Below are 25,622 nucleotides of genomic sequence, written 5' to 3'. Positions count from 1 at the left end.
CGCTTCCGAGCGGGCCGTCTCCGAGCGGGCGGAGAGTTCGCTCCTGAGTCGGGAATCAGTCGATGTTCGGTCGGCTGCCCGACTGTGCGACCGGAACCCGACGGTGATGCTGCTGCGCGGGGGACCGGTCGGGGGGTCGGCCGGACGCGGAGGGAGCGGTTCATGGCGGGGGAAGCCGGATCGGGCGGAGCGCGGGAAGTGGTGCTGGTGCTCGCGGTGGCGGGGGCCGGCCTGGCGCTCGCCGCGGTGGCCGCGTTCGGGCCGTGGCAGCCGTCCGACGGCGGCTCGCCGGATCGCGGCGCCGCCCGCAGCTTCACACCCGGGATGCGCGCCCCGCACGCTCAGTAGCCGCCCAGGGCGGATGATACCGAGATACCGATATGACCCTCAGGCATAAATATGCCCCAGAGTCATATCGGCCGGGAGTCATGCCTCTGCGACCGACGACCGGCCGGGCGCGTCGCCCTGGGCTTCCGCACAGCGATCATGCGGTCCCGCCGCCGGCCCCGTGACGGACGCGCGTCAGGGTGCCGTGGCCCGGTCGCTCAGCAGATCGGCGAGCGTGGTCCGGTCCACGACCAGGGCGATGGCGCCGTCCACCGCCAGCCACACGTCCCGCAGGCCGGTGGCCACACCGTGGTAGCCGGCCCGGTCGGCGGGAATGCCCCGGACGCTCGTGATCGCGCCGCCTACCGCGCGCAGCACGTCGCCCACACTGATCTCGTCCGGCGGGCGGGTCAGCGCGTACCCGCCCTCGGTGCCGCGGTGGCTGTGCAGCAGTCCGGCCCGCCGCAGGTCGAGCAGGATCCCCTGAAGGAAGCTGAGCGGGATGTCCTGGCTCTCGGCCAGGCTCGCCGCCTTGACCAGCTCGCCGCCGCCGGCCGCCGGGTCGCCTGTGGTGACGGCGGCGTCGGCGACGGCGAGCATGGCCCGGAGCGCGTAGTCGGCGCGCGCGGAGATGTACACGACGTCAGTTGCCGGCCTGGTCCAGCACGCCCCAGCGGCGGCGGATCGCCTTGTCGGCGGCCCCGAACGCGGTGTCCACGAGCAGGCCCACGACCAGGATGACGATCATGATGGCCATCAGGCGGGGTGCCTCGCTCAGCTCGCGTGCGTACGTGAGCTGAGCGCCGATCGAGGTGCGGGTGGCGATGACCACCAGCAGCTCACCGGCCATCAGGCTGCGCCAGGCGAACGCCCAGCCCTGCTTGAGCCCGGCCACGATGGCGGGGAGCGCGGCCGGCGCGATCACGTACCGGTAGAGGTTGAGCCCACGGGCGCCGAGGTTGCGGCCGGCCCGGACCAGCAGCGGCGGCACGTAGTCCACGCCGTGGATGACGCCGTTGGCGACCGACGGCGCGGCGCCGAGCACCACCACGAAGAAGATCGCCTGCTCGCTGAGCTGGAACAGCAGGATGGCCAGCGGAAACCAGGCGATCGACGGCATGGTCTGCAACGCGGTGATCATCGAGCCGAGCGCGGCCCTGAGCACCTTGACCCGGGCCACGCCCAGGCCGAGCAGCAGGCCGACCGCGACCGCGGCGGCGAACCCGACCGCCGCGCGCCGGGCGGTGGTGGCGAGGCCCTCCCAGAGCGCCGAGCTGAGCAGGTAGTCCCCGAGGTCGCCGAAGACCACCGCCGGGCCGGGCAGCGCCCACGGCTCCTTCCATCCGGACCAGACCACCGCCTGCCAGATGGCGACGGCCAGCGCGAGCGCGGCGAACTTGGGCCAGGTGGCCGACCACAGGCGGCGTACCCGGGACGGGCCCTTCTCCCGGCCGGCGATCTCCAGCGCGTCGAGTCCGGAGATCTCCGCGTCCGTACGCGCCGACCCGGTGAGGGTGTCACTGGCCATGCCGGCCCACCTCCTTGCGCAGCCGGTCGGTGACCTCGGCGGCGATGGCCGAGACCTCCGGCGAGTCGATCCGCCGGGGGCGCGGCACGGCGACCTCGGTGGAGTAGATGATCCGGCCGGGCCGGCTGGAGAGCAGCACGATGCGGTCGGCGAGCCGGGCCGCCTCGCGCACGTTGTGCGTGACGAACAGGACGGTGAGCTTGCGCTCGGTCCAGATCCGCTCCAGCTCGTCGTGCAGGATGTCGCGGGTCATCGCGTCCAGCGCGCCGAACGGCTCGTCCATCAGCAGCACCGGCGTCTCCAGCGCGAGCGTGCGGGCCAGCGCGACCCGCTGCCGCATGCCGCCGGAGAGCTGGTGCGGCCGCTTGCGGCCGAACTCGGACAGGTGGACCGTGCGCAGCAGCTCGGCCACCCGCTCCTTGCGCTGGTCGCGGGGGAGTCCGCGCAGCTTCAGCGGCACCTCGATGTTGCCCTCGACGGTCAGCCACGGGAACAGCGCCGGCTCCTGGAACATCAGTCCCGGGTTGACGCCCTCGCCCAGCTCGATCGCGCCGCCGCTGGCCCGGTCCAGTCCGGCGACCAGGTTGAGCAGCGTGCTCTTGCCGCAGCCGGACGCGCCAACCATGCAGACGAACTCGCCCGGCGCGATGTCCAGCGACAGCCCGTCCAGCGCCAGGACCGCCTGCTCGCCCTGGCCGTACACCTTGGTCACGCCGCGCAGCGCGACCGAGCCGGTCGCGCTGCGCGGGGTCGTGCTCGTCGACGTCACGGCTGGCTGACCTCGGCCTTGCCCTGCGTCTTGAGCACCTCGTTGAGGTACTTCAGGTCGTAGAGGCCGTTCAGGTCGACCGGCTGGGTGAGCCCGACCGCGACCGCGTGGTCCAGGCCGGTCTTCAGCGACGACGGGATCGGGTCGTTGGTGAACTCCAGCGTCGGCCAGGCCTGCTTGATCAGCTTGAGGTCCAGCGGCTTGCCGGTGATCTTGCCGATGTGGTCGGAGATGGCCTGCTGCGCCTCGTCCGGCTTGCTGTTGACGAACTCGTTCGCCGCGACCTGGCCCTCGACCAGCTTCTTCACCACGTCCGGGTGCGCCTTGAGGAACTTGGTGCTGACCAGCAGGTTGGTGATGACGAACTTCTTGTCCGGCCAGAGGTCACGCTCGTCGACGAGCACCTTGCCGCCGGCGTTCACCAGCCGGGAGACGAACGGCTCGGGCACCCAGGCGCCGTCGATGGCGCCGCTGCCGAACGTCTCGACCGTCTGCGCGTTCTCCTGCGGCACGATCTTGACGTCGCCGCCGCCCTCCTTGGTGGTCTCCAGGCCCTTCTCCTTGAGCCAGAAGCGCAGCGCCACGTCCTGGGTGTTGCCGAGCTGCGGGGTGGCGATCTTCTTGCCGCGCAGCTGCTCCACCGAGGTGATGCCGGGCTTGACCACGAGCGCGACGCCGCCGGACGCGGCGCCGGAGACGACCCGGACCGCCTCGCCCTTGGACTTGGAGAAGGCGTTCACTGTCGGGTTCGGGCCGATGTACGTGGCGTCGAGCGCGCCGGAGAAGACGGCCTCGATGGCGGCCGGGCCGGCGTTGAACGTCTTGGTGTCCAGCTCGACGTCGCTGCCGAGCTTCTCCTTGAAGATCCCCTTCTCGACGCCGACCACAGCCGGGGCGTGCGTGATGTTGGGGAAGTAGCCGAGGCGCAGCGTCACCGGGCCGGAACCGGCGGCGGCGTCGCTGTCCTCGCCGCAGGCGGCGGTGGTGCCGAGCGTGGCCGCGCCGAGGGCGGCCAGGGCCGCCAGGGTGGCCAGGCGGCGCAGGGGAAGCCGTCTCATCGAATGTCCAATCCGCAGTATCCCTATTTAGTTGGTAGGAAGAGTGGGGCAAGCGGCCGCCGGCGTCAAGTCCCGTCCCGCGACAGTCCACCGTTCGGCCAGGGCACACCGGCGGTAGAGCCGGTACCGAGGCGCTAGTGTCGATCTCGTGCCGACGCGGAGAGCGAAGATCCCAGCGACGAAGTACCCGGTCGAACGGTTCACCCTCGACAACGGCCTGCGCGTGGTGCTCACGCCGGACCGCAGCGCCCCGGTCATCGGGGTCGCTGTGGTCTACGACGTCGGCATCCGCTCCGAGCCCGAGGGACGCACCGGGTTCGCCCACCTCTTCGAGCACCTGATGTTCCAGGGCTCGGAGAACCTGGAGAAGCTGGCCCACTTCCGGCACGTCCAGGGCGCGGGCGGGACGTTCAACGGCTCCACCCACCTGGACTACACCGACTACTTCGAGACGCTGCCCGCCAACGCACTGGAACGGGCGCTGTTCCTGGAGGCCGACCGGATGCGCGGCCCCCGGCTGACCGAGGAGAACCTGCGCAACCAGGTGGACGTGGTGAAGGAGGAGATCCGGGTCAACGTGCTGAACCGGCCGTACGGCGGGTTCCCCTGGCTGACGCTGCCCCCGGTGATGTTCGACACCTTCCCCAACGCGCACGACGGCTACGGCTCCTTCGTCGACCTGGAGTCGGCCACCGTGTCCGACGCCGCCGACTTCTTCCGCCGCTACTACGCCAGCGGCAACGCCGTGCTCGCGGTCAGCGGCGACATCGACGTCGCCGAGGCGACCACGCTCATCGAGCGGCACTTCGGGGACGTGCCGGCCCGGCCCGCCCCGCAGCGGCCCGACTTCGCCGAGCCCGACCTGACCGCCGAGCGGCGCAGCACGTACACCGACGCGCTGGCCCCGCTCCCGGCGGTGGCCGGCGCGTGGCGGGTGCCCGACCCGATCAGCGACTTCGCCGGCTACCTGCCCTACGTGGTGCTGGCCGAGGTGCTCACCGACGGCGACGCCTCCCGGCTGGTCGAGCGGCTGGTGCAGCGCGACCGGTCGGTCACCGGCCTCGGCGGGTACCTCGGCTTCATGGGCGACCCGTTCGACGTGCGCGACCCCACCGCGCTGCTGCTCCAGGCCCACCTGCCGCCCGGCGGCGACGTGGACAAGGTGCTGCGCACCGTCGACGAGGAACTGGACCGGCTGGCGGCCGACGGGCTGACCGACGGGGAGCTGGCGCGTACCCAGGCCCGGATGGCCACCCACCTGCTGCGCGACACGGACGCGGTGCTCGGCCGCGCGTTGCGGATGGCGGTGCTGGAACAGCAGCGCGGCGAACCCGGCCTGCTCAACGACCTGCCCCGGCTGGTCGGCGAGGTGACCGAGGAACAGGTCCGCGCCGCCGCCGCCACCCTGCGGCCCGAGCGCCGCGCGGCAGTCGAGGTCGTTCCCGGAGGTGCCCGATGACCACCACCACCGTCCGGCCGCTGCCGGCGCTGCGCCCGAACCGCCGCCTCAAGGTGCCCAAGCAGGCCGAGCGCACGCTCCGCAACGGCCTCACCGTGATCGCGGTACGCCGCTCCTCCGTACCGCTCGTCGAGCTGCGACTGTGGATGCCGTTCGGACGCACCCACCTGGCCCGCGGCGCGATGCTGGCGCAGACCATGCTCTCCGGCACCGAGGCGCACAGCGCCACCGAGCTGGCGGCCGAGTTGCAGAAGGTCGGCGGCGGGCTGACCGCCGGTCTCGACCCGGACCGGCTGATGCTCTCCGGCGCGGGCCTGGTCACCGGCCTGGACCGGATGCTGGAGCTGCTCGCCGAGGTGCTCACCGGTGCGACCTACCCCGCGGACTGGGTGGAGACCGAGCGGGACCGGCTGGTCGACCGCATCCAGGTCGCCCAGAGCCAGCCGTCGCACCTGGCCCGGACCGCGCTGCTCAAGCGGGTGTACGGCCGGCACCCGTACGCGGTGCAGACGCCCGACCCGGACCAGGTGCGGGCGGTCCGCCCGGCCGCGTTGCGGCGGCTGCACGCCGAGCGGGTGCATCCGGCCGGCGCGGTGCTGGTGCTCGTCGGCGACGTGGCGCCGGACCGGGCGCTGGACGCGGCCGAGCAGGCGTTGTCCGGGTGGCGCGGTGACGGCCACGTCGCCGAACTGCCTCCCGCGCCGCCGCTGGAACCCGGGCCGCTGCTGCTCGTCGACCGGCCCGGATCGGTGCAGTCCTCGGTACGACTCGCGCTGCCGGCCGTGCCCCGCACCCACCCGGACCACGCCGCGTTGCAGCTCGCCAACCTGATCTTCGGCGGCTACTTCTCCTCCCGCTGGGTGGAGAACATCCGCGAGGACAAGGGCTACACGTACGGGCCGCACTCGCTCGTGGAGCACTCGGTGGCCGGTTCGCTGCTCGTCGCCGGCGCCGAGGTGGCCACCGAGGTGACAGCGGCGGCCCTGGTGGAGACGAACTACGAGCTGGGCCGCCTGGCGACGGTGCCGCCGAAGGCCGACGAGCTGGAGCAGGCCCGCCAGTACGCGCTCGGCACGCTCCAGCTCGGCATGTCCACCCAGGCCGGTCTCGCGTCGCTGACCAGCGCGTACGCCGGCAACGGGCTGCGGCTGGACTTCCTCGCCGAGCACGCCGCCCGGCTGGCCGCCGCGACGGTGGACGACGTGGCCGAGGTGGCCGCCCGCTACCTGGCCCCGGCCCGCGCGGTCACAGTCGTGCTCGGCGACGCCGAGCGGGTGGCCGACTCGCTCGCCGCGCTGACACCGGTGCGTACGGAATCGGCATGAGCGGCGAATCCGACCCGCCGCTGGCCCGGTCGACGCTCGACCGGGCCGCGCACCGGCGTACCGATCCCGCCTGGCTGACCGAGGCGTGGGAACGGGCCCGGGTGCTGGTGCTGGATTCCACCGCCGAGGGGCGGGCGCTGGTCCGGGGCGCGTCTACCCCGCCGGAGCTGGTCCTGGTCGGCCCCGGTGAGCTGCCCGAGGTGCCCCGGTCGGTGCCGATGTTCCTCGGCGTCGAGCCGGACGGCGTACCCGTGTTCGCGGTGGACGGGCCGCTGCCGGCGCTGCCGGACACCCGCCCGGCTCACCTGCGCGAGGTCGGCCACCTGATGACCGACCGGGACGCGGGCCTGTTCACCACCGCGCTGGCGCTGCTCAACTGGCACCTGCGGCACGGCTACTCGTCGACGACCGGCAAGGCGACGAGCGCCGACGAGGCCGGCTGGTCGCGGATCGACCCGGACGGCGGCCGGGTCTGGCCGCGTACCGACCCGGCCATGATCGTGCTGGTGCACGACGGTGTGGACGGCCCGGACGGCCGCTGCCTGCTCGGCAACAACGCGGCCTGGCCGCGCACCCCGGGACAGCGCCGCTACTCCTGCCTGGCCGGATACGTCGAGCCCGGCGAGTCGGCCGAGGCCGCCGTGCTGCGCGAGGTCCGCGAGGAGGTGGGCGTCCCGGTCGAGGAGATCACGTACGTGGGCAGCCAGTCCTGGCCGTTCCCCGGTTCGCTGATGCTCGGCTTCCTGGCACGTGCCGACGCGGACGCGCCGATCCGGGTCGACCTGGCCGAGATCGCGCACGCGCGCTGGTTCACCCGCCGGGAGATCGGCGCGGCGCTCGCGGGCGAGCCGGTGCCGGTGGGCGGGGGAGACCGGCTGGTCCTGCCGCCGCCGTCGTCGATCGCGTTGTTCCTGGTGCACCGCTGGCTCGACGGCCACTGCTGACCCGGCCCGGCCCTCGTCGGTTGGCGTGTTCGGTTGGTGCGGCGGCGCCGGTTCGGGGATGTGGTGTGGTCGAGGCCGGTCCATTACCGCCACTTCGCCGAGCTGGCGGGGTGGGGGTGGGTGGGATGCCGCCACTTCGCGGAGCTGGCGGGTCGCGGGTTCCGGCGGTTGCGCTTCCGCGCCGCCCGGGTTCGACCTGTCGCTGCGGGTCGCCGAACTGACCGCCACCGGGGGGTGCGTGCGGTGGGACTCGGGGTCGGGTTGGCGGGTTTCGGGCTGGTGGGTGGCACCAGTTCGGGGAAGTGGTGTGGTCCAGACCGGTGGGATACAGCCACCTCCCCGGACTTGCGGGGTGGGGTGGGTGGGATGCCGTCACTTCGCCGAACTGGCGAGTTCGTTGGGTCGGGTTGGCGGGTTCGGCTGGCGGGCGGCGCCAGTTCGGGGAAATGGCGTGGTCGAGGGCGGTCGGTTGCCGCCACTTCGCCGAGCTGGTGGGTCGGCCGGGTTTCGGTGGTCGTGCCACCGGGGGGGGTGCGTGCGGCGGGACTCGCGGTCGGGTTGGCGGGTTTCGGCTGGTGGGTGGCACCAGCCCGGGGAAGTGGTGTGGTCCAGGCCGGTGGGATGCAGCCACCTCCCCGAACTGGCGAGGCCGGGCGGACCTGGGCCGGGCGGACCTCGGCCGGGTGGAACGGGGGTGGGGCGCGGCCCCGACCCGGACCGTCGTTGCCGCGACGGTCGCGGGCCGGGAACACGTGCCGTCGAGGCCGGGTGAGGCGGATAAACGGCGGGGGAGGCCGGTCCGGCCACGACGGACGTCAGCGTCCGGTCATCCACCGTCCCAGCGGTACGGGTGCCCGGGAGCGGATTCCTCGATCGGCAGCACCTTGACCCGGTGTCGGCCCGTGCGTACCGCACCGACGGCGGACAGTGCGCGGGCGAGCAGGAGTGCGGCGTCCCGGTCCTCGGCGTGGACGACCTGGCGGCGGGGCTCCGGCGTGCTCGTCTCGTCCCGCAGGCGGCCCCCGCCGGCCCAGGCGGCGGCGATGTCGGCGTCGGCGGCGGTACGGATCTCGGTGCGGACGATCAGGAACCGCATGGTGTCCCCCGGACAATCGGCGGTTACACGCTGGAACTTCCACGTCACTCCCGCGTCATGTTACGCCGATGTGACAGCCCGGCAAGGGGAACGCGCCAGCTCGACCGATCGGGGGATCCCAGGTCAGCACCGTTGTCGGGGGTGGACGCGCGAAGGGCCGCCGGCGCACGCCGACGGCCCTCCGGGGTTCGCCGGATCAGTCCAGATCGAACTGACCGCTCTTCGTTCCGGCGAGGAAGCCGAGCCATCCGGCCCGGTCGAACAGCAGGACCGGTCCGCTCGGGTCCTTGCTGTCCCGCAGCGCCACTGTGGCCGGCCCGGAGCCGAGCGGCGCGACCTCCACGCAGTTGGAGGTCTGGCTGCGGGTGCTCTTGCGCCAGGCGGCGCCGGCGAGCCGTCCCGAGCGGGCGGTCGTGCTGGTGTGGATCTCGTTCATGGTGCTTGCTCCTGGTGAGGTGCTCCGATGGGTCCGAGCGACGCCGGAGCGCGGGCGGTGTCCGTGCCGGATCACCGTTCCGTGGTGAGGCGCCCCGAGTCCCGGCGTCGCTGGGCCGGCGCCGTTGCCGGCCCGTACGCCACCGTGGACTCGACTGCCGTGCCGGTCAGCCGTCCCGTCGCCTCGATCAACCAGGAGAGGGTGTCCGATGCGGAGAGCGCCGACGAGCATAGCCACTCGAACACCACTTTATAGCGATTTAGGGTGTTTACCTCGGTCGACATGACGTCGGTGAACCCACCTTCGATGGCGAGTGTCTCCGGATCGAGGGGGTCGGCGAACCGGTAGACCGAGAACGCGGTCGGCGGAAGGTACCAGTCACCGACCCGGGTGTCCCGCAGCAGCAGGCGCAGCGTCACGTTCGGCAGCAGCGCCATCTCGCACAGGTGGACGAGCTGCTCGTGCAGCACCTCCGGTGGCCCGGCACGGCGGCCGAGCGCCGCCTCCTCCAGCACCGCCGTGTATCGGGGCACGTCGGGGGAGCGGGTCAGCAGCGACTGGCGGGCCTGCCGCGCGCGTACCTCGGTCTCGGGATCCTCGGTCTCCGGGTCGCCGGCCTCGGCGGCGACCTGCGCGGCGGACATGATCCGGTGCCGGGCGTACCCGGGCGTCTGCAGCAGCCCCGGCACCAGCACCGGGTTGTACTCGGAGATCTCCGCGCAACCGGCCTCCAGCTCGGCGAAGGCGCGCTGCTGCTGGGTCATCACCGGGAAGTTGCGCAGCCAGCCGCGCATGTCGCCGGCCTCGTGGGTGATCCCGGTCAGTTCCGCGCGCTGCTCCTCGTCGGCGCCGTAGAGCGTCAGCAACACGTCCACGTCGTCCGGGTCGGGACGGCTGCGGCCGTTCTCCAGACGGGACAACTTGGATGCGGAGGCCCAGCCGATCCGCTCGATGACCTGGTCACCGGTCAGACCGGCCTGTTCGCGGAGCCGACGCAGCTCGATGCCGAGTCGACGACGGCGCAGAATCGGGCCTGGTACGGCAGGAGGCACGGCGTCCTCTTTCCCGTCGACCGTCGCTTGACGCGACGGTAACTGTATGAAATTCGCCCCCCACGGTCAGTATGGACGGCGCGACCGGCGTCGGAGGTTCCGGCAAGGGCGTGTCACGAGACAAAAAGAGGACCGTGGAGGGTGTCTTCACCAGCGCCCGCCCCCGACGCGCCCTGGTGGCGCACCCCTGCCGGAGGGAACCGATGCGCACCGTCCTGCGCCGCCCCGACTTCCGTCTCCTGTTCGCCGCGCTCGTCGCGAGCATGGCGGCGGAGTCGGTCCTGCTGCTCGCCCTGGCCGTCTGGGTCAAGGATCTGACCGGTTCGGACAGCATGGCCGGGGCGACCATCTTCGCGGTCATCGCGCCGATGACGCTCGCCCCGCTGGTCGGCTGGGTGGTCGACCGCTACCGGAGGCGACAGTTCTTCATCGCCGCCAACCTGGTCGCGGCAGTGCTGCTCGGTCCGCTGCTCACGGTCCGGGACCGGTCCGACGTCTGGGTGATCTACGTGGTCGCCGCGCTCTACGGACTCTCGTACATCACGCTCACCGCCGTGCTCAACGGACTGATCCGGCATCTGGTTCCGCCCGATCTGCTCGCCGACGCGAACGGGCTGCTCCAGACCGTCCGGCAGGGTCTGCGGCTGATCGGGCCGCTGGCCGGGGCCGGTGTCTACGCCGCAGTCGGCGGCTGGCTGCTGGTCCTGCTGGCCATGACCGGCTTCCTCGTCGCGGCGGCGGTGGTCGGGCGGCTGCGCGTGGAGGAGAGCACGCCGTCGCGGCCGGGTCGGCGCGGGCCGTCCGAACTGGGCGCGGGGCTGCGGCACCTGACCGGCGAGCCGGCGCTGCGCCGGGCGCTGCTCGGGTACGGGCTCGGCTCGCTGGTGATGGGCTTCACCGAGTCGCTGATCTTCGCGTACGTCGATCTGGGCCTGCACCGCGACGCCGCGTTCGTCGGCGTGCTGGTCATGGTGCAGGGCGTCGGCGGGCTGGTCGGCGGCCTGTTCTCGGCCGCCGTGGTCCGCCGGTTCGGCGAGGTCGGCGCGCTCGCCGCGGGCGTGACGTTCTTCGGGCCGGCCGCGCTGGCGCTCGCGTACCCCCGGTTGTGGCTCGGGGTGGTGGCGCTGCTGCTGGCCGGCCTCTCGCTGCCGCTGACCATGGTGGGGTTGAACACGCTGATCCAGCGGCGGACGCCGCCGCGGCTGCTGGGGCGGGTCACCGCCGCGTCCGAGGCGCTGGTCAGCGGCCCGCAGGCGCTCTCCATCGGCACCGGCGCGCTGCTCGTCGGCGTGTTCGACTACCGGCTGCTGTTCGCACTCGTCGGTGCGGTCACCACGGCGGCCGGCCTCTACCTGTGGCGGGGGCGCGGGCTGACCATGCCGGTCGCCGGACCGGTGCGGATCCCGGCGCCCCGGAAGCCGGCCGACGACGGGGTGCTCAGCCGCGGTGGTTCCTGAACGACGGCGAGCGGCCGCACCCGGATCGGGTGCGGCCGCTCGTGGCGTCGCGGGCGGATCAGCCGGGCAGCGCGGCCAGGTGCTGCTTGACCTGGGTGATCGAAGGGTTGGTCAGGGCGCTGCCGTCGGCGAAGCGCAGCGTCGGGACGGTCTGGTTACCGCCGTTGACGCCCATCACGAAGTCCGCGGCCGTCGGGTCCTGCTCGATGTCGACCACCTCGTACGCGATGCCCTCCCGGTCGAGCTGCGACTTCAGCCGGTGGCAGTAGCCGCACCACGGGGTGGAATACATCGTCAGCATGGTCTGGTCCTCCAAGGGGTGGCTCGCGCCCGGTCCGATCAGGCCAGGCTAACCGCTGCAACGTCACACGATGCTGGGATGATTCCCTGCTGTGGGCGTTCACTCAGCGGCGGAACGGGTGCTGGCCGGGCTGGATCCGGAGCAGCGGTCCGCGGTGACCGCTCCGGCCGGTCCGGTCTGCATCCTGGCCGGCGCCGGCACCGGCAAGACCCGGGCGGTGACCTCGCGAATCGCGTACCGGGCGCTGACCGGGGACATCGCCGGCCGGCATGTGCTGGCGGTCACGTTCACCGCCCGCGCCGCCGCCGAGATGCGCAGCCGTCTCGGCGTGCTCGGGGTGCAGGGTGTGCAGGCGCGCACGTTCCACGCCGCGGCGCTGCGGCAGGTCCGCTACTTCGCGCCCCGGCTGCTGGCCGGCCGGGCCATGCCGGAGCTGCTGGACAGCAAGGTGCGGGTGGTCACGCTCGCCGCCGCCAAGGTCGGCCTGCGCGCCGACCGGGCCGCCGCGCGGGACCTGTCCGCCGAGATCGAGTGGGCCAAGTCGTCGCTGGTCGAGCCCGGGGAGTACGTCGTCGCCGCGGCCAAGGCGCTGCGCGAGACGCCGTACGAGCCGGCCCGGGTGGCCGACGTGTTCGACGCGTACGAGCGGCTCAAGCGCGGCAACGGGGTGATCGACTTCGAGGACATGCTGCGCGCCGCGGTCTGGGGCATCGAGGAGCACCCGGACGTGGCCGAGCAGGTGCGCAACCAGTACCGGCACTTCGTGGTCGACGAGTACCAGGACGTCAACCCGCTCCAGCAGCGGCTGCTGGAGGCGTGGCTGGGCGGCCGGGACGACCTCACAGTGGTCGGCGACGCCAGCCAGACCATCTACTCGTTCACCGGCGCCACCTCGTCGTACCTGGTCGACTTCCCCCGCCTGCACCGCGGCGCGACAGTCGTCCGGCTGGTCCGCGACTACCGCTCCACCCCGCAGGTGGTCGGGCTCGCCAACGCGGTGATCTCGCAGGCCCGGGGCACCGAGGCGCGGCTACGGCTGGAGCTGCACGGCCAGCGCCGGCCCGGCCCGGAACCGGAACTGCGGATCTTCACCGACGAGCCGGCCGAGGCGAACGCGGTCGCGGCCCGCTGCCGGGCGCTCGTGGCGGGCGGCACCCCGGCGCGGGAGATCGCGGTGCTGTTCCGCACCAACGCGCAGTCCGAGGCGTACGAGAAGGCGCTCTCCGAGGCCGGGGTGCCGTACGTGCTCCAGGGTGCGGAGCGGTTCTTCGAGCGGCCCGAGGTGCGCCAGGCGATGATCGCGTTGCGCGCCGCCACCCGGTCGGCCGACGCGGGAACCCCGCTGCCGGCCGCCGTGGTCGAGGCGCTCACCGCCGTCGGCTGGGCGCCCGACGCGCCCCCGCCCGGCGGCGCCGCACGGGAGCGGTGGGAGGCGCTCGCCGCGCTGGTCCAGCTCGCCGAGGAGTACGCGGCGCAGGCCGAGGAGGAACCGGGCCTGACCGGGTTCACCGAGGAACTCGCCCGGCGGGCCGCCCAGCAGCACGTGCCCACAGTCGAGGGGGTGACGCTCGCGTCGCTGCACTCGGCGAAAGGGCTGGAGTGGGACGCGGTGTTCCTGGTCGGGCTGGCCGAGGGAACGCTGCCCACCACGTACGCGAAGACCATGGAGCAGGTCGAGGAGGAACGGCGGCTGCTCTACGTCGGGATCACCCGGGCCCGGGAGTGGCTCTGGCTGTCGTACGCCACCGCGCGCTCGCCGGGTGGGCGGGCCCGGCGGCCCTCGCGGTTCCTGCCGCAGCTCGACCGGTCCGGCGGCGGGGAGCGGGCCGGCGGCGGCGGGCCGGCGCGGCGGGCCGAGCGGCGCCGACCGCAGGTGGTCTCGTGCCGGATCTGCGGTGCCACGCTGCTCGCCGGCGCGGACCGCAAACTGGGCCGCTGCCCGACCTGCCCGTCGGACATCGACGAGGAGCTGTACGAGCGGCTGCGCGAGTGGCGGCAGCGGGTGGCGGGCGCGCAGAAGGTGCCGGCGTACGTGGTCTTCACCGACGCCACGCTCACCGCGCTGGCCGAGCGGAAGCCCGGCCGCACCGAGGAACTGGTGGCGATCGCCGGGATCGGGCCCCGAAAAGTCGGGCTTTACGGGGATACGGTGCTCGCCCTGGTGGCGGGCGCCACGGTGGACGAGGTCTGCCCACAGAAAACTTCTGAAAACTAGCCGTAAATCGTTTGCCCTCCCCCGAGGGCTAGGAATAGCCTCATGACACACCTCGCGAGCGGCGCCGTTCTGGCTGCTCAAAGGGGATGAGTCCACGGTCGGCACGAGGAGAGTAGGGAGGTGGCACCAATGAAGATCTTCACCTATGAGCGTCTTGCGGCGATGCCGTCTGCCGTCGCTCCGCTGTCGGCTGTCCGGGTGGCCCTCGCCGCTCGACCGTCGGCTCCGCAGGTGCACCAGGTCCCGGTTCAGGCCGAGCTGAACCTGACCGTTGCGCCGATCGCCGGAGTCGAGGGAACCAGTGGCTTCGCGGGCAAGGGCATCGATGGCGCCAAGAAGCGCACGGATGTCCGCGGTGTTCCACCTCGAGGTAGACCGGTCTGATCCATCAGACCACCGGCTCACCTCGAGGCCGCGGAACCCGCATACCGGGATCCGCGGCCTCAGTTTTTTTGTCCCGCCGAAGTACGTCGGAATGCGATCCACGAGATCGAAGTGAGAGAGAGGTGACCGGAGGATGAGTCTGGCGTTGGCCCCCCTCGACGTGAGCGTCGACGTGGAGGCGAACCTGCCCTGCCGGAAGTTCGACCCCGACCTGTGGTTCTCCGACTCGCCCGCCGAGCTCGAGCTGGCCAAGTCGCTCTGCGGGGACTGCCCGCTGCGCGTCGAGTGCCTGGCCGGGGCGGTGGAGCGAGCCGAGCCCTGGGGCGTCTGGGGCGGCGAGATCTTCGAGCGTGGCGCGGTCGTCCCGCGCAAGCGGCCCCGTGGCCGTCCGCGCAAGGAGGACCTCGCCCGTGACGCGCAGCTCCGGGTCGAGGCGGAGGCGCGACTGGCGGCCAGCGGGCTGTCCGAGTCGCGTAGCTCCGTCCGGCTGGCAGCCTGACAAACCTACGTTCCGAAACCGACCGATGCCGGTGTCCCTCCACCGGCCGACCTGAGAGAGAAACCCTGATGCTGAACCTGCCGAACGGATTCGAGATGCAACTACTCCACGAAGCGTTGTCCAGGGCCCGAATGCGCCGGCCTCAGGCCGGTCGCACCACCACGAGCACTGAGGCAACCCGTTCCGCCCGTACCGTCGCCATGCGGGGTCGCAGCCAGTCGGCCCGCGACCTGGGCGTTCTGTAGAACGATCGCGTGAGGAAGGGGCGGTGACCGACAGGTCACCGCCCCTTCGCCGTGCCCGCGCGCTCGCCGGCTTGCGCTCAGACCACCGGCGCGAAGCCTGGTAGCCAGCGTTCCAGGATCGACCGGTAGGACGCCTTCGCCTCCAACTGGCAGAGCACCCCGATCGAACCCAGCGTGACCCGGTGGATCATCAGGTACGACGGGGGCAGGTTGAGCTGCCGGCTGAGCTGGTAGGCGGGGGAGCGAGGGCTGGCCAGCCGGGTCGCCTCGCCGCGCAGCCAGGCCCGGGTGAAGCGGAACTCCTCCGCGGCGATCGGCTCCAGCATCGGACGCAGGAAGTCGAGCACCGCCGGGGCGTCGATCGACTCGGTGCGGCTGACGAAGCCCTCGGCGCGCAGCCCTTCCACCACCGCGTCGGCGTCCCCGCGCAGCGCCAGTGCTGCGATCCGGCCGATCGGCTCGGGCGTGCCCTGCGGCATCCGGGCCACCGCTCCGAAGTCGATCACGCCGAGCCGGCCGTCCGGGAGCAGCCGGAAGTTGCCCGGGTGCGGGTCGGCGTGCAGCAGCCCGGCCCGCTCCGGCGCGGACAGGTGCAGCTCGGCCATCAGCCGGCCGGCCTCGTTCCGCTGCTCCTCGGTGCCCTCCCGGATGATCTGGGACAGCGGAATGCCTTCCACCCACTCGGTGATCAGCACCCGCGGCGCGGCGTCGAGCACCTCCGGAATGAAGATGTCCGGGTCGTCGGCGTACGCGGCGGCGAACGCCCGCTGCGACTCCGCCTCCAGTTCGTAGTCCAGCTCCTCGGTGATGCGCTCGCGCAGCTCGGCCAGGAGCGGCTTCACGTCCAGCCCCGGCTGGATGGCCCGGAACATGCCGCCGAGCCGGGAGAGCTGCTTGAGGTCGGCGAGCAGGGCGTCACCCGCCCCCGGGTACTGGATCTTCACGGCCACGTCCCGGTGCTGGGGGCCGCCGTTCGGCCCGTACCCCGGGTCGCGCCAGACCGCGCGGTGCACCTGGCCGATGCTCGCCGCGGCGGCCGGGGTGTCGTCGAACTCGACGAACCGGTCGCGCCAGTCCGGGCCGAGCTGCTCGGCGAGCACCTTGTGCACTGTCGCCGCAGGCAGCGGCGGCGCAGCCTCCTGGAGCTTGGTCAGCGCCTGCCGGTAGGGCGCGGCGACCTCCTCGGGCAGCGCCGCCTCGAACACCGACAGGGCCTGGCCGAACTTCATCGCCCCGCCCTTGAGCTGCCCGAGCACGCTGAACAACTGCTCGGCGGTGCGCTGCTGGATTTCGGCGGAGATGACGTCGGACGCGAGGCCGGTCACCCGCTTGCCCATGCCGAGGACGGTTCGACCGGCGAACCCGAGCGGCAGGGCGGCGAGTTTGGCGGTGCGGGACACGGCCCGGCGCGGGATGTCGGTCACCCGGCCATTGTTACCGACGCGGGGCCTCCGCTGCTGCCGTGCGGCGGGTAGTGGCCGGGGCCGACCGGATCGGGCGACGCCGGCAGCAACCGCAGGAGGGGTGTGGGGGCCACCGTCGGTAGCGGACGCGACCCGGACCCCGGACCTCCACCGCGCCGCCGAGCGTCTCCGGCTGGGCGCCGTCGAGCTGGGCCAGCACCTCGGCCGTGGCGAAGGCCGCCGCGGCGAGCCCGGTGGCGGCGGCGCAGGCCCGCGCACCCCGGTCGGCGGCGAGCTGGGCGGCGAGCGCGGGCCAGTCCGGATCCCGGTCGCCGCGGTGCAGGTCGAGGCAGCGCAGGCAGGGACCGGCGGGCGGGCGGACCAGCGGACCGACCACCGGTACGCCGCCGCGCAGGTCGAGCAGCAGATGGGGCTGACGCCGGTGGGCGTACCCGGTGGCCAGCAGCTCGGCCGGACGGTCGACGCCGAGCTGCACCACCAGGTCCGGCCGGGCCGCCCGGGACGGGCCGGTGACAGTTCCGGGCGCGCATCGTTCCAGCGCCGCGCGTACCGCCGGGGCCAGCGGACGGCCCAGCTCCGCGGCGGTCAGGCCGGTCCCGACCAGGTCACCGGCGCCGACCGGGCCGGCCAGATCGGGTACGACGTGCCCGACCCCGGCCTGGGCCAGCGCGACGGCGACCGCCGCGCCGAGGCGTCCCGTACCGGTGACCAGCACCCGGGCGGCACGGCGGCGGCGCAGCAGCCGGGCCGGTGTGCCGGGCAGGTCGGGCGACGCGAGCGCCAGTGCGGCAGCCTCGGTGGCCAGCCGGGCCCGGGCCGCTCCGGCCAGCTCGCGTGGGAGCAGTGCCTGTGCCGGCACCACCAGCCCGGCGTCCCGGAGCGTGTCGAGCAGGGCGCGTGCCTCGTCGGGCGGGACTCGCGCGGCGCCCGCCCCGGCCAGCACGGCGCGTTCGCTGCGGGTGCCGTCGAGCAGGTCGAGCAGGCGGGCCGTTCCCGGCGAGGACATCTCCAGCAGCACCGCGCGGCCGGGCGGCTCGCCCAGCTGGAGCGTGTGCCGGTCGCGCCAGAGCCGGGTCAGGCCGGGCAGCAGGACGGGACGGACGAGCGGTGTCGGATCGGTCACGCCACTGATCGTGACCGTCTCCACGCGCTCCGTCGCTCGTTGTCCACAGGTGCGGCGAGCCGTGGCCAGCGTTGTCCACAGGATCTCGCCGGTTTTCCACAACCAGCCGGTAACTGTGTCGGCTACACGACGGAGGAGGACGGCCGACGGCCGTCCTCCTCCGTTTCTGCCGTACGGGTCAGACCTTGGCCTTGCCCAGGATGCGGTTCACTGTTGTGCCGCACACCGGGCACTTGCCCTTGGCCATGTTCATGCCGGTCTTCGAGACCTCCACGTGCCCCTCGAAGTCCCGCTTCTCCTTGCACTTCACGCAGTAACCGTTGTAGGTCTGGGCCTGGTCGGCCACGGTAGCCTCCTCGTCTCGTCCGCCGGAGGTGTCCCGGCGGGTCTCCCTGCGGCGGCCCACGCGTGGCACCGGCGCCGGGGGTTCTCCGCGGTCAGTCACCTGACCGTGGTTGGCGGACCCTACCCAGGTCTGGGCGGTTCCATGTCAGCTGTACGCCGACTCTGTGAGCAAGTCGACGTCGAGAGTGTGCATGCCGAGTAACGTCGGATAAGTCAGTTTCGCGCGGACACGCCGGATGAATGCACCCAGATCCGCTTCGCGCGGCCCTCCGACAGTCACCCGTCGTAGATCACTTAACGTGAACAGAGCCGGTCAGGTGATGGTCAGCTACCGTCGCAAAGAATTTTTTCCGGACTCCTGACAATCAACCGCCACTTTCCGGGCGCGTGTCGTCGTGTTGACTCTTGCGGAGTCCTGGTCAGTACGCATTAGCTTTCCATCGTGACAGTCAACCGAGGCTGCGCGGACCGGTAATGGCCGTGACGCGGAAGCCCGTCGTCGAGGTGCGGCGCAGCCAGCGTCGGCGGCGCACGGTGTCCGCGTACCGGGACGGTGAGCGCGTCGTCGTGCTGATCCCCGACCAGTTCTCCCGGGCCGAGGAGAGCGAGTGGGTCGACCGGATGCTCGCCCGGCTCGCCGCCCGCGAGGGCCGGCTGGCCCGCTCGGATGCCGAACTGCTCGCCCGCGCCACCCGACTGATCGACCTCTACCTGCCCGAACACGGGTCGGCTGCCGCGCCGGCCAGCGTCCGCTGGGTGACCAACCAGAACGGCCGCTGGGGCTCCTGTACGCCCGCCGACCGCACCATCCGGATCTCGCACCGGGTCCAGGACATGCCCGACTGGGTGATCGACTACGTGCTGCTGCACGAGCTGGCGCACCTCATCGTGCCCAGCCACAACGCCGACTTCTGGGCGCTGGTCGCCCGCTACCCGAGGTCGGAGCGCGCCCGCGGCTACCTGGAGGGCGTGGCCGCCACCGCCGCCATCCCCTGACCACCGCCCATCGCGGTCGATCATGAAGTTGGTCTGGCGTTTCGTCCGCTTCGTCACCGCCAACCTCATGATCGTGAACGGACGCGGGTGGGGCGGGGGTTAAGGTCGGCGAATGTCGCGACGTGTGGTGGTGGCGCTGCTCGGCCCGGTGACCTGGACGCCGCCCGGAATCGATCCGGCGCGATGGCGTACCGCGCTCGCCGAGGACGTGGTGGACCTGCTCGCCACGTTGAACGAGGTGGAGACCGCGGTGGCGGTCACCAGCCGGGACCGATGGCTGGCCGACGCCGTGGTCTGGCCCGGCACCCAGGTGTACGAGGTGCCCGAGCCCACGCCGAACGCGGTGTTCGCGGCGCTGGCCGGTGACCGGGCGGCCCGCGATGGCGGGGCGGCCGGCTACGACCAGGTGGCAGTGGTGGCGGCGGACGCGCCGGACGTGCCCGGTCTGACGCTCGGCAAGCTGCTCCGGCCGCTCACCACCCGGCCGGTGGCGGTGGCCCCGGTCGAGGGGAGCGGAACCGGGCTGCTGGGAGTGGCGGCGCGACTGCCCGTACAGGCGTGGCTGCCGGCGCTGGACCTGGACACCACCGCGCCGGCCGAGGTGCGACGGGCGGCACCGAGCCCGGGCGACGTGGCGGTCACCGCCGGCTGGCACCGGATGCGCGGCCCGGCTGACCTGGCCGCACTCGATCCGGCCGTCGAGGGCTGGGAGGCGACGCGCGCCCTGCTGTCCGGCCGCCCCGTCTAGACCTTCCGCCACCCCGCCGCCTCCGCGCCCGCCCTGCCCGCACCGCGCTGCCCGCATGGCCGCCCTGCCGCCGATTCGCCGATCTTGGAGTTGTGGCACCTCACAGAAGCCGCACTCGGGACATCCTGGGCGCCACAAGTCCAAGATCGACGGTGAGATGGGCGGGGCGCGGCGAGGGCGGGGCGGGGGCGGGAACGCGGACGGGGCCCGCACGGTGAACCGTGCGGGCCCCGCTCGCGTACGTGTCAGTGCTTGTCGTCGTCCTCGCCCGGGGACTTCTCCTCCGGGGCGCCGGGGGCGGAGAAGTCGAAGTTCGCCAGCTCGTCGTCGAGGTCGGTGCTCGTCGTGGCGAACGCCTCCGGGGCGGCGAAGTCGTCGTCGGAGGGCAGCAGGTCCGGGTGGCCCCAGACCGCGTCCCGCCCGGCGATGCCGCGGTGCTCGGTCAGCGCCGCCCACAGCACCGTCGCCTCACGCAGGCGGCGGGGCCGCAGTTCGAGGCCGACCAGCGCGGCGAACGTCTGCTCGGCCGGGCCACCCGCGGCGCGGCGGCGGCGGAACGCCTCGCCGAGGCGTACGACGTTGGGGAGGCGGTCACCGGCGGCGCTGTCGACGACGTGGCAGACCCAGCCCTCGACCAGGGCGAGCACGGTCTCCAGCCGGGCCAGCGACGCCTTCTGCGCGGGCGTGTCCTCGGGCGTGAAGATGCCCTCCAGGGCGATCGCCTGCATCGACTCCGGGTCGGTCGGGTCGACCCGGCCCATCGCCTCCTCGATCGCCTCCCGGTTGACCCGGATGCCCGCGGCGTAGTTCTCCACCGCCGTCAGCACGTGCCCGCGCAGCCACGGCACGTGCTGGAACAACCGCTGGTGGGCGGCCTCGCGCAGGGCCACGTAGAGGCGTACCTCGTCCTCGGGCAGCTCCAGGCCCTCGCCGTACACCTTGATGTTGGCGGGGACGAGCGCGGCGGTGCCGGCGGGGCCGAGCGGCAGGCCGATGTCACCGGCGGAGAGCACCTCGGCGGCGAGCGAGCCGAGCGCCTGGCCGAGCTGGCCGCCGAAGAGGGCGCCGCCGAGCGTGGCGACCATCGACTGCATCGGGCCGAGCTGGGCGCGGGCCTCCGGCGGCACCAGGTCGCCCATCGCGCCGACCATCCGGCTGGCCACCGGGTCGCAGAGCTTGCGCCACACGTCGAGCGTCTTGAAGATCCACTCGTTGCGGTTCCAGGCGACCGAGGTGCGGATGCCGGAGGGCCACGAGGTCGCCGGCTCCAGCCAGAGGTCGGCGATGCGCAGCGCCTCCTCGACCGCGTTGCGTTCGAACGGCGACACCGCCGGGTCGCCGGCGGCGGCGAGCTGGCTGGCGGCTACCTGCCGGGCGAGGTCCCAGTTGACCGGCCCGCTGCCCGGCGCCGAGAGCAGGTGCTGCAACTGCGACATGAACTGCTGCATCGCCGCGGGATCGTTGGGGTCCGGTGGTTGACCACCCGGGAGCGCGAAGCCGAACGGAATATCAGGCACGACGTCTACGGTACGCGGGGCCCGCCGCAGGTCGTGCCACTCGGCGTTGCGCTGAGGGCGAAGTCCGCCGGTCACCGCGCCGGATGGCACGGTACGGATCGGTACGCTCTGGCCCATGAGACGTCGCGGCGTGACCGTCCTCCTCGGTGCCCTGCTCACCGCCCTGCTCAGCGTCGGCGTGCTGAGCGTGCCGCTGCCGTACGTGGTGCTCGGCCCCGGTCCGACGGTGAACACGCTGGGCAGTGAGGACGGCAAGGAGGTCATCCAGGTGACCGGCCGCGCGACGTCCACCTCCGCCGGTCAGCTCCGGCTCACCACTGTCGGTGTGCAGCCGACCGTGCGGCTGCGGTCGGCGCTGGCCGGATGGTTCTCCTCGGACGAGGCGGTGGTGCCGCGGGAGCTGGTCTATCCGCCGGGGGAGTCGCAGGAAGAGGTCGAGAAGCGCAACGCGGAGGACTTCCAGAACTCGCAGACCAGCGCCGAGACGGCGGCGCTGCGCGAGCTGGGTTACCCGATCAAGGTGCTGGTCAAGGCGGTCACGCCGGGCGGCCCGTCGGTCGACGTGCTGCGCCCCGACGACGTGGTCACGTCGGTCGACGGGGTGCCGGTGACGAGCGCGGCCAAGCTCACCGAGCTGATCCGGGCGAAGCCCGCGGGCACCGCGCTGACGATCGGCTACACCCGGGGTGACACACCGGGTACGGCGACGGTGACCAGCCGCGAGCAGGACGGCCGACCGCGCATCGGTGTGGAGATCGACCAGCAGCAGCCGCACCCGTTCACCCTGAAGATCGACCTGGGTGACATCGGCGGTCCGAGCGCCGGGCTGATGTTCTCGCTCGGCATCATCGACAAGCTGGAGCCGGCCGACCTCACCGGCGGGAAGATCATCGCCGGTACCGGCACCATCGACGACGAGGGTCGCGTCGGTCCGATCGGCGGCATCGCGCAGAAGCTGGTCGGCGCCAAGGACGCGGGCGCGAAGGCGTTCCTGGTGCCGGCCGACAACTGCGCCGAGGCGGTCCGCAACCCGCAGCCGGGACTGCCGCTGCTGAGGGTCGCCACGCTGGGTGAGGCATTGAAGGCACTTGAGACGCTGCGCGCCGGGGGACAGCCGACGCGCTGCTGAGGCGGGCCGGGCGGCGGCCGGCGGGCGGATCGTGACGTGACCTTGACCCGACGTGCTCAGGAACACCCCGTACTCTTGGTGCCTGGTCGGAGCCGATCACATCGAGCGTGCGGAGCCAACAGTGGTCATGCGTAGCAGTCCCTTACCGAGGATGAGCCGGCGCGGACGCGTCACCATCGGTGTCCTGATCGGGGTGTTCATCTTGTTCACCCTCCTCGGGTGGGGCGTCAACGCCTGGACCGACTGGCTCTGGTTCGACGAGGTCCGCTACACCCAGGTCTTCACCGGCGTGCTCGCCACCCGCCTGCTGCTGTTCCTCGTGGTCGGCGTCGGCATGGCGCTGCTCGTCGGCGGCAACCTCTGGCTGGCCCACCGGCTGCGGCCCAAGATGCGTCCGCACTCGGCCGAGCAGGCCACGCTGGAGCGCTACCGGATGCTGCTGAGCCCGCGGCTCGGCACCTGGATCGCGCTCGCCGCCGCCGTCGTCGGGCTGTTCGCCGGCCTCTCCGCGCAGAGCCGCTGGGGTCAGTGGCTGCTGTTCCGCAACGGCGGCGACTTCGGCGTGAAGGACCCGGAGTTCGGCGTCGACGTCGGCTTCTACGTCTTCCAGCTCCCGTTCTGGCGCTACCTGCTCGGCGTCGGCTTCACAGTCGTGGTGCTGTCGCTGCTCGGCGCGCTGGCGGTGCACTACATCTTCGGCGGCGTGCGCCTCCAGGGCGTCGGCGACCGGATGACGAACGCCGCCCGCGCCCACCTCAGCACGCTGGTAGCCGTGTTCGTGCTGCTCAAGGCCGTCGCCTACGTGCTGGACCGGCGGGCCATGCTGCTGGAGTACAACGAGGGCGCCAAGCTCTACGGCGCCGGCTACGCCGACGTGAACGCGCTGCTCCCGGCGAAGGAGATCCTCGCCTGGATCTCCGTCCTGGTGGCGCTGGCGATCATCGTGTTCTCCAACGCCGTCATGCGGAACCTGGTCTGGCCGGGCATCTCGCTGGCCCTGCTGGGCGTCTCCGCGGTGGCGATCGGCGGCATCTACCCGTGGGCCGTGCAGACGTTCGAGGTCAAGCCGAGCGCCCGGGACAAGGAGGCGCCGTACATCGAACGCAGCATCAAGGCCACCCGCACCGCGTTCAGCCTCGACGGCACGAAGACCACACCGTACGCGGCCAGCAACCTCGTTCCACCCGCCAGCCTGGCCACCGACACGTCAGTGGTGTCGAACATCCGGCTGCTCGACCCGCAGCTGGTCTCCGAGACGTACACGCAGCTCCAGCAGGTCCGCGGCTTCTACGACTTCGGCTCGAAGCTGGACATCGACAGGTACTCGGTCAAGGACAAGACCTCCGACTACGTGGTCGGCGTCCGTGAGATCAACTACGGCGAGCTGACCGACCAGCAGAGCAACTGGATCAACCGCCACACCGTCTACACCCACGGGTACGGCCTGGTGGCCGCCCCGGCGAACCAGGTGGTCTGCGGCGGCCAGCCGTACTTCGTCTCCGGCTTCCTCGGCGACAAGGCACAGGAGGCGTGCTCCGCGCCGGCCGAGGAGATCCCGGCCCAGCAGCCGCGGATCTACTACGGCGAGCGGATGGAGCCGGACGACTACGCGATCGTCGGGCAGACCGGCGAGCGCAACGTCGAGTTCGACCGGCCCACCTCCACCGGCGGCGAGCAGTACTACACCTACACCGGTGAGGGCGGCGTCAAGATCGGCTCGTTCCCGCGCCGGCTGCTCTACGCGATCAAGGAGCAGGAGTCGAACTTCCTGCTCTCCGAGGCGGTCAACGAGAACTCGAAGCTGCTGTACGTGCGTAACCCGCGCGACCGGGTGGAGAAGGTCGCGCCGTTCCTCACGCTCGACGGCGACCCGTACCCGGCGGTGGTCGACGGGCGCGTCCTGTGGATCATCGACGGCTACACCACGGCCGCGACCTACCCGTACGCCGAGCGGGTCAACCTCCAGGCCGAGACCGCCGACGAGCTGACCGGCCGGGGCACGTTCCAGCTCGCCCGGGAGAACGTCAACTACATCCGCAACTCGGTGAAGGCGACTGTCGACGCGTACGACGGCACGGTCAAGCTCTACTCGTACGACGACACCGACCCGGTGCTCAAGGCGTGGAACAAGGCGTTCGGCGGCGACCTGGTGCTGCCCAAGGGCGACATCCCGGCCGAGCTGGCCGAGCACTTCCGCTACCCGGCCGACCTGTTCAAGGTGCAGCGCAACCTGCTGACCAAGTTCCACGTCACCGACCCCGGCGACTTCTACTCCGGCCAGGACTTCTGGCAGGTGCCGAACGTGCCGGACGCGCCGGACAGCGGGCAGAAGCAGCCGCCGTACTACCTGTTCACCCAGTTCCCCGGGCAGGACGGTCCACGCTTCCAGCTGACCTCGGCGGTCACCCCGAACGGGCGGCAGAACCTCGCCGCGCTGGTCTCCGGGTCGTACGTCGACGGGCAGCCGAAGCTGGAGGTGCTGGAGCTGCCGGACCAGACCCGGATCTCCGGGCCGACGCAGGTGCACCAGCAGATGACCAACAACGGTGACATCCGGCAGCAGCTCAACCTGCTCTCGTCCAACCAGGCGCAGGTGCAGTACGGCAACCTGCTCTCGCTGCCGTTCGCCGACGGCATGCTCTACGTCGAGCCGGTGTACGTGAAGAGCAGCAGCCAGGACGCGTACCCGCTGTTGCAGAAGGTGCTGCTCTCCTACGGTGACGGCGGCTCGTACGTGGTGCTCGCCAACAACCTCAGCGACGGCATCAAACAGCTCGTCGAGCAGGGCAAGCGGGCGCCGAACAACAACCCGCCGCCCAGCACCGACGACAACCCCACGCCGCCGCCCACCGGGGGCGACAACAACAACACGCCGCCGCCGATGAGCGGGGAGCTGGCCCAGGCGGCCGCCCGGGTGCAGACCGCGATCGCCGAGGTCAAGGCCGCGCAGACGTCCGGCGACTTCGAGCGGTACGGGCGTGCGCTGAAGGCGCTGGACGAGGCGATGAGCGCGTTCCAGCAGGCCCAGGCCGCGGCGAACGGCTCGGGCAACCCGGCGCCGTCGGGCAGCGTCTCGCCACCGGCGCCGACGTCCCCCGCGCCGACACCTGGCGGCTGACGCCGAGCTGACACCACGAGCCCGTGGTCCGGGACCGCAACGGTCACCCGGGCCACGGGCTCGTGTCGTGAAGCGGACTCCCCGGCCGCAACCCCGGACCCCGCCGCGCCGTCAACAGTGCAGGTGA

At 72.3% G+C, this 25,622-nt stretch carries 24 protein-coding genes; 12 read left to right on the top strand and 12 right to left on the bottom strand.

All coding sequences use genetic code 11. The features are described 5' to 3' along the window. The first annotated feature begins 162 nt into the window (after positions 1–162). Positions 163–348, top strand: coding sequence for a hypothetical protein (locus FB454_RS05530; RefSeq protein ID WP_123110462.1), 186 nt, complete (start codon positions 163–165; stop codon positions 346–348). A 174-nt stretch (positions 349–522) separates the two neighbouring features. Here the strand turns inward: FB454_RS05530 and FB454_RS05525 are convergent, their stop codons facing one another. From FB454_RS05525 to FB454_RS05510, 4 genes are read right to left on the bottom strand one after another with little or no spacing between them, the layout of a single operon-like run. Beyond that, entirely contained in the window at positions 523–966 is a 444-nt protein-coding gene (locus tag FB454_RS05525; RefSeq protein ID WP_030273860.1) for an RrF2 family transcriptional regulator, read from the bottom strand. A 4-nt stretch (positions 967–970) separates the two neighbouring features. Further along, positions 971–1,855, bottom strand: a complete 885-nt coding sequence (locus FB454_RS05520) for an ABC transporter permease (RefSeq protein ID WP_013475242.1) — start codon at positions 1,853–1,855, stop codon at positions 971–973. Further along, the gene (locus FB454_RS05515; protein WP_013288416.1) at positions 1,845–2,624 is read right to left on the bottom strand and encodes an ABC transporter ATP-binding protein; all 780 of its coding nucleotides are present in this window, start codon (positions 2,622–2,624) and stop codon (positions 1,845–1,847) included. The genes FB454_RS05520 and FB454_RS05515 overlap by 11 nt, the downstream gene beginning before the upstream one ends. Further along, positions 2,621–3,682: an ABC transporter substrate-binding protein gene (locus tag FB454_RS05510; protein WP_145822599.1), complete on the bottom strand. Its 1,062-nt coding sequence runs from the start codon at positions 3,680–3,682 to the stop codon at positions 2,621–2,623. The genes FB454_RS05515 and FB454_RS05510 overlap by 4 nt, the downstream gene beginning before the upstream one ends. A 148-nt stretch (positions 3,683–3,830) precedes the next feature. Between FB454_RS05510 and FB454_RS05505 the strand changes: the two genes are divergently transcribed. Genes FB454_RS05505 through nudC form a run of 3 tightly spaced genes read left to right on the top strand, consistent with a single transcriptional unit; the run spans position 3,831 to position 7,410 of the window. Then, on the top strand, positions 3,831–5,141 hold the full coding sequence (locus FB454_RS05505; protein ID WP_013288414.1) for a M16 family metallopeptidase: 1,311 nt from the start codon (positions 3,831–3,833) through the stop codon (positions 5,139–5,141). Further along, the gene (locus FB454_RS05500; RefSeq protein WP_013288413.1) at positions 5,138–6,466 is read left to right on the top strand and encodes a M16 family metallopeptidase; all 1,329 of its coding nucleotides are present in this window, start codon (positions 5,138–5,140) and stop codon (positions 6,464–6,466) included. Before FB454_RS05505 ends, FB454_RS05500 begins: the two co-directional genes overlap by 4 nt. After that, entirely contained in the window at positions 6,463–7,410 is a 948-nt protein-coding gene (gene nudC, locus FB454_RS05495; RefSeq protein WP_145822598.1) for an NAD(+) diphosphatase, read from the top strand. The genes FB454_RS05500 and nudC overlap by 4 nt, the downstream gene beginning before the upstream one ends. Positions 7,411–8,236: 826 nt before the next feature. Here the strand turns inward: nudC and FB454_RS05490 are convergent. From FB454_RS05490 to FB454_RS05480, 3 genes are all read right to left on the bottom strand, one after another. Further along, positions 8,237–8,506, bottom strand: a complete 270-nt coding sequence (locus FB454_RS05490) for a hypothetical protein (RefSeq protein ID WP_013288411.1) — start codon at positions 8,504–8,506, stop codon at positions 8,237–8,239. Between the two features lie 196 nt (positions 8,507–8,702). Next, a complete protein-coding gene (locus FB454_RS05485; RefSeq protein ID WP_013288410.1) occupies positions 8,703–8,942 on the bottom strand; it encodes a DUF397 domain-containing protein in 240 nt (79 codons plus the stop codon). Positions 8,943–9,013: 71 nt separating this feature from the next. Beyond that, the gene (locus tag FB454_RS05480; protein WP_013288409.1) at positions 9,014–9,994 is read right to left on the bottom strand and encodes a helix-turn-helix domain-containing protein; all 981 of its coding nucleotides are present in this window, start codon (positions 9,992–9,994) and stop codon (positions 9,014–9,016) included. 203 nt (positions 9,995–10,197) lie between these two features. Between FB454_RS05480 and FB454_RS05475 the strand changes: the two genes are divergently transcribed. After that, entirely contained in the window at positions 10,198–11,451 is a 1,254-nt protein-coding gene (locus tag FB454_RS05475; RefSeq protein WP_030273871.1) for an MFS transporter, read from the top strand. 58 nt (positions 11,452–11,509) lie between these two features. On the opposite strand, the gene FB454_RS05470 is transcribed toward FB454_RS05475, so the two are convergent. Next, positions 11,510–11,752 carry a mycoredoxin gene (locus FB454_RS05470; RefSeq protein ID WP_013288407.1) on the bottom strand — a complete coding sequence of 81 codons (243 nt, stop codon included), beginning with the start codon at positions 11,750–11,752 and terminating at the stop codon, positions 11,510–11,512. A 91-nt stretch (positions 11,753–11,843) separates the two neighbouring features. Here FB454_RS05470 and FB454_RS05465 point away from each other — a divergent pair, with 91 nt between their 5' ends. The 3 genes from FB454_RS05465 to FB454_RS05455 all read left to right on the top strand — a co-directional run bounded on the left by FB454_RS05465 (position 11,844) and on the right by FB454_RS05455 (position 14,850). Then, entirely contained in the window at positions 11,844–13,967 is a 2,124-nt protein-coding gene (locus FB454_RS05465; RefSeq protein ID WP_013288406.1) for an ATP-dependent DNA helicase UvrD2, read from the top strand. Between the two features lie 129 nt (positions 13,968–14,096). Continuing rightward, positions 14,097–14,351, top strand: coding sequence for a hypothetical protein (locus FB454_RS05460; protein ID WP_013288405.1), 255 nt, complete (start codon positions 14,097–14,099; stop codon positions 14,349–14,351). 133 nt (positions 14,352–14,484) lie between these two features. Continuing rightward, positions 14,485–14,850, top strand: coding sequence for a WhiB family transcriptional regulator (locus FB454_RS05455; RefSeq protein ID WP_013288404.1), 366 nt, complete (start codon positions 14,485–14,487; stop codon positions 14,848–14,850). Between the two features lie 322 nt (positions 14,851–15,172). Here FB454_RS05455 and FB454_RS05450 read toward each other — a convergent pair whose 3' ends face one another. The 3 genes from FB454_RS05450 to FB454_RS05440 all read right to left on the bottom strand — a co-directional run bounded on the left by FB454_RS05450 (position 15,173) and on the right by FB454_RS05440 (position 17,988). Continuing rightward, positions 15,173–16,519 (bottom strand): ABC1 kinase family protein, encoded by a 1,347-nt coding sequence (locus FB454_RS05450; RefSeq protein WP_013288403.1) that lies wholly within the window; start codon positions 16,517–16,519, stop codon positions 15,173–15,175. A 10-nt stretch (positions 16,520–16,529) separates the two neighbouring features. Continuing rightward, positions 16,530–17,642: a hypothetical protein gene (locus FB454_RS05445; protein WP_145822597.1), complete on the bottom strand. Its 1,113-nt coding sequence runs from the start codon at positions 17,640–17,642 to the stop codon at positions 16,530–16,532. Between the two features lie 178 nt (positions 17,643–17,820). Further along, the gene (locus FB454_RS05440) at positions 17,821–17,988 is read right to left on the bottom strand and encodes a DUF5679 domain-containing protein (protein WP_007464795.1); all 168 of its coding nucleotides are present in this window, start codon (positions 17,986–17,988) and stop codon (positions 17,821–17,823) included. A gap of 473 nt (positions 17,989–18,461) precedes the next feature. Between FB454_RS05440 and FB454_RS05435 the strand changes: the two genes are divergently transcribed. Next, positions 18,462–18,983: a M48 metallopeptidase family protein gene (locus FB454_RS05435; protein WP_013288401.1), complete on the top strand. Its 522-nt coding sequence runs from the start codon at positions 18,462–18,464 to the stop codon at positions 18,981–18,983. A gap of 112 nt (positions 18,984–19,095) precedes the next feature. Then, on the top strand, positions 19,096–19,731 hold the full coding sequence (locus FB454_RS05430) for a hypothetical protein (protein WP_145822596.1): 636 nt from the start codon (positions 19,096–19,098) through the stop codon (positions 19,729–19,731). 245 nt (positions 19,732–19,976) lie between these two features. Here FB454_RS05430 and FB454_RS05425 read toward each other — a convergent pair whose 3' ends face one another. Further along, positions 19,977–21,248: a zinc-dependent metalloprotease gene (locus FB454_RS05425; RefSeq protein ID WP_082171395.1), complete on the bottom strand. Its 1,272-nt coding sequence runs from the start codon at positions 21,246–21,248 to the stop codon at positions 19,977–19,979. Between the two features lie 115 nt (positions 21,249–21,363). Between FB454_RS05425 and FB454_RS05420 the strand changes: the two genes are divergently transcribed. Both FB454_RS05420 and FB454_RS05415 read left to right on the top strand, forming a co-directional pair. After that, the gene (locus tag FB454_RS05420) at positions 21,364–22,377 is read left to right on the top strand and encodes a YlbL family protein (RefSeq protein ID WP_030273878.1); all 1,014 of its coding nucleotides are present in this window, start codon (positions 21,364–21,366) and stop codon (positions 22,375–22,377) included. A gap of 127 nt (positions 22,378–22,504) precedes the next feature. After that, positions 22,505–25,495, top strand: coding sequence for a UPF0182 family membrane protein (locus FB454_RS05415; RefSeq protein ID WP_225319643.1), 2,991 nt, complete (start codon positions 22,505–22,507; stop codon positions 25,493–25,495). The last annotated feature ends 127 nt before the right edge of the window (positions 25,496–25,622 follow it).

Source organism: Micromonospora sp. CNZ297 (genome assembly GCF_007827625.1).
This window is presented reverse-complemented; position numbering and strand designations above follow the sequence as displayed.

What these genes read in the sequence shown, in the direction of transcription:
- FB454_RS05530 (WP_123110462.1), top strand. Translation starts at nt 163, where the DNA reads ATGGCGGGGGAAGCCGGATCGGGCGGAGCGCGGGAAGTGGTGCTGGTG.
- FB454_RS05520 (WP_013475242.1), bottom strand. Translation starts at nt 1,855, where the DNA reads ATGGCCAGTGACACCCTCACCGGGTCGGCGCGTACGGACGCGGAGATC.
- FB454_RS05510 (WP_145822599.1), bottom strand. Translation starts at nt 3,682, where the DNA reads ATGAGACGGCTTCCCCTGCGCCGCCTGGCCACCCTGGCGGCCCTGGCC.
- FB454_RS05500 (WP_013288413.1), top strand. Translation starts at nt 5,138, where the DNA reads ATGACCACCACCACCGTCCGGCCGCTGCCGGCGCTGCGCCCGAACCGC.
- nudC (WP_145822598.1), top strand. Translation starts at nt 6,463, where the DNA reads ATGAGCGGCGAATCCGACCCGCCGCTGGCCCGGTCGACGCTCGACCGG.
- FB454_RS05490 (WP_013288411.1), bottom strand. Translation starts at nt 8,506, where the DNA reads ATGCGGTTCCTGATCGTCCGCACCGAGATCCGTACCGCCGCCGACGCC.
- FB454_RS05485 (WP_013288410.1), bottom strand. Translation starts at nt 8,942, where the DNA reads ATGAACGAGATCCACACCAGCACGACCGCCCGCTCGGGACGGCTCGCC.
- FB454_RS05475 (WP_030273871.1), top strand. Translation starts at nt 10,198, where the DNA reads ATGCGCACCGTCCTGCGCCGCCCCGACTTCCGTCTCCTGTTCGCCGCG.
- FB454_RS05470 (WP_013288407.1), bottom strand. Translation starts at nt 11,752, where the DNA reads ATGCTGACGATGTATTCCACCCCGTGGTGCGGCTACTGCCACCGGCTG.
- FB454_RS05460 (WP_013288405.1), top strand. Translation starts at nt 14,097, where the DNA reads ATGAAGATCTTCACCTATGAGCGTCTTGCGGCGATGCCGTCTGCCGTC.
- FB454_RS05455 (WP_013288404.1), top strand. Translation starts at nt 14,485, where the DNA reads ATGAGTCTGGCGTTGGCCCCCCTCGACGTGAGCGTCGACGTGGAGGCG.
- FB454_RS05435 (WP_013288401.1), top strand. Translation starts at nt 18,462, where the DNA reads ATGGCCGTGACGCGGAAGCCCGTCGTCGAGGTGCGGCGCAGCCAGCGT.
- FB454_RS05430 (WP_145822596.1), top strand. Translation starts at nt 19,096, where the DNA reads ATGTCGCGACGTGTGGTGGTGGCGCTGCTCGGCCCGGTGACCTGGACG.
- FB454_RS05420 (WP_030273878.1), top strand. Translation starts at nt 21,364, where the DNA reads ATGAGACGTCGCGGCGTGACCGTCCTCCTCGGTGCCCTGCTCACCGCC.
- FB454_RS05415 (WP_225319643.1), top strand. Translation starts at nt 22,505, where the DNA reads ATGCGTAGCAGTCCCTTACCGAGGATGAGCCGGCGCGGACGCGTCACC.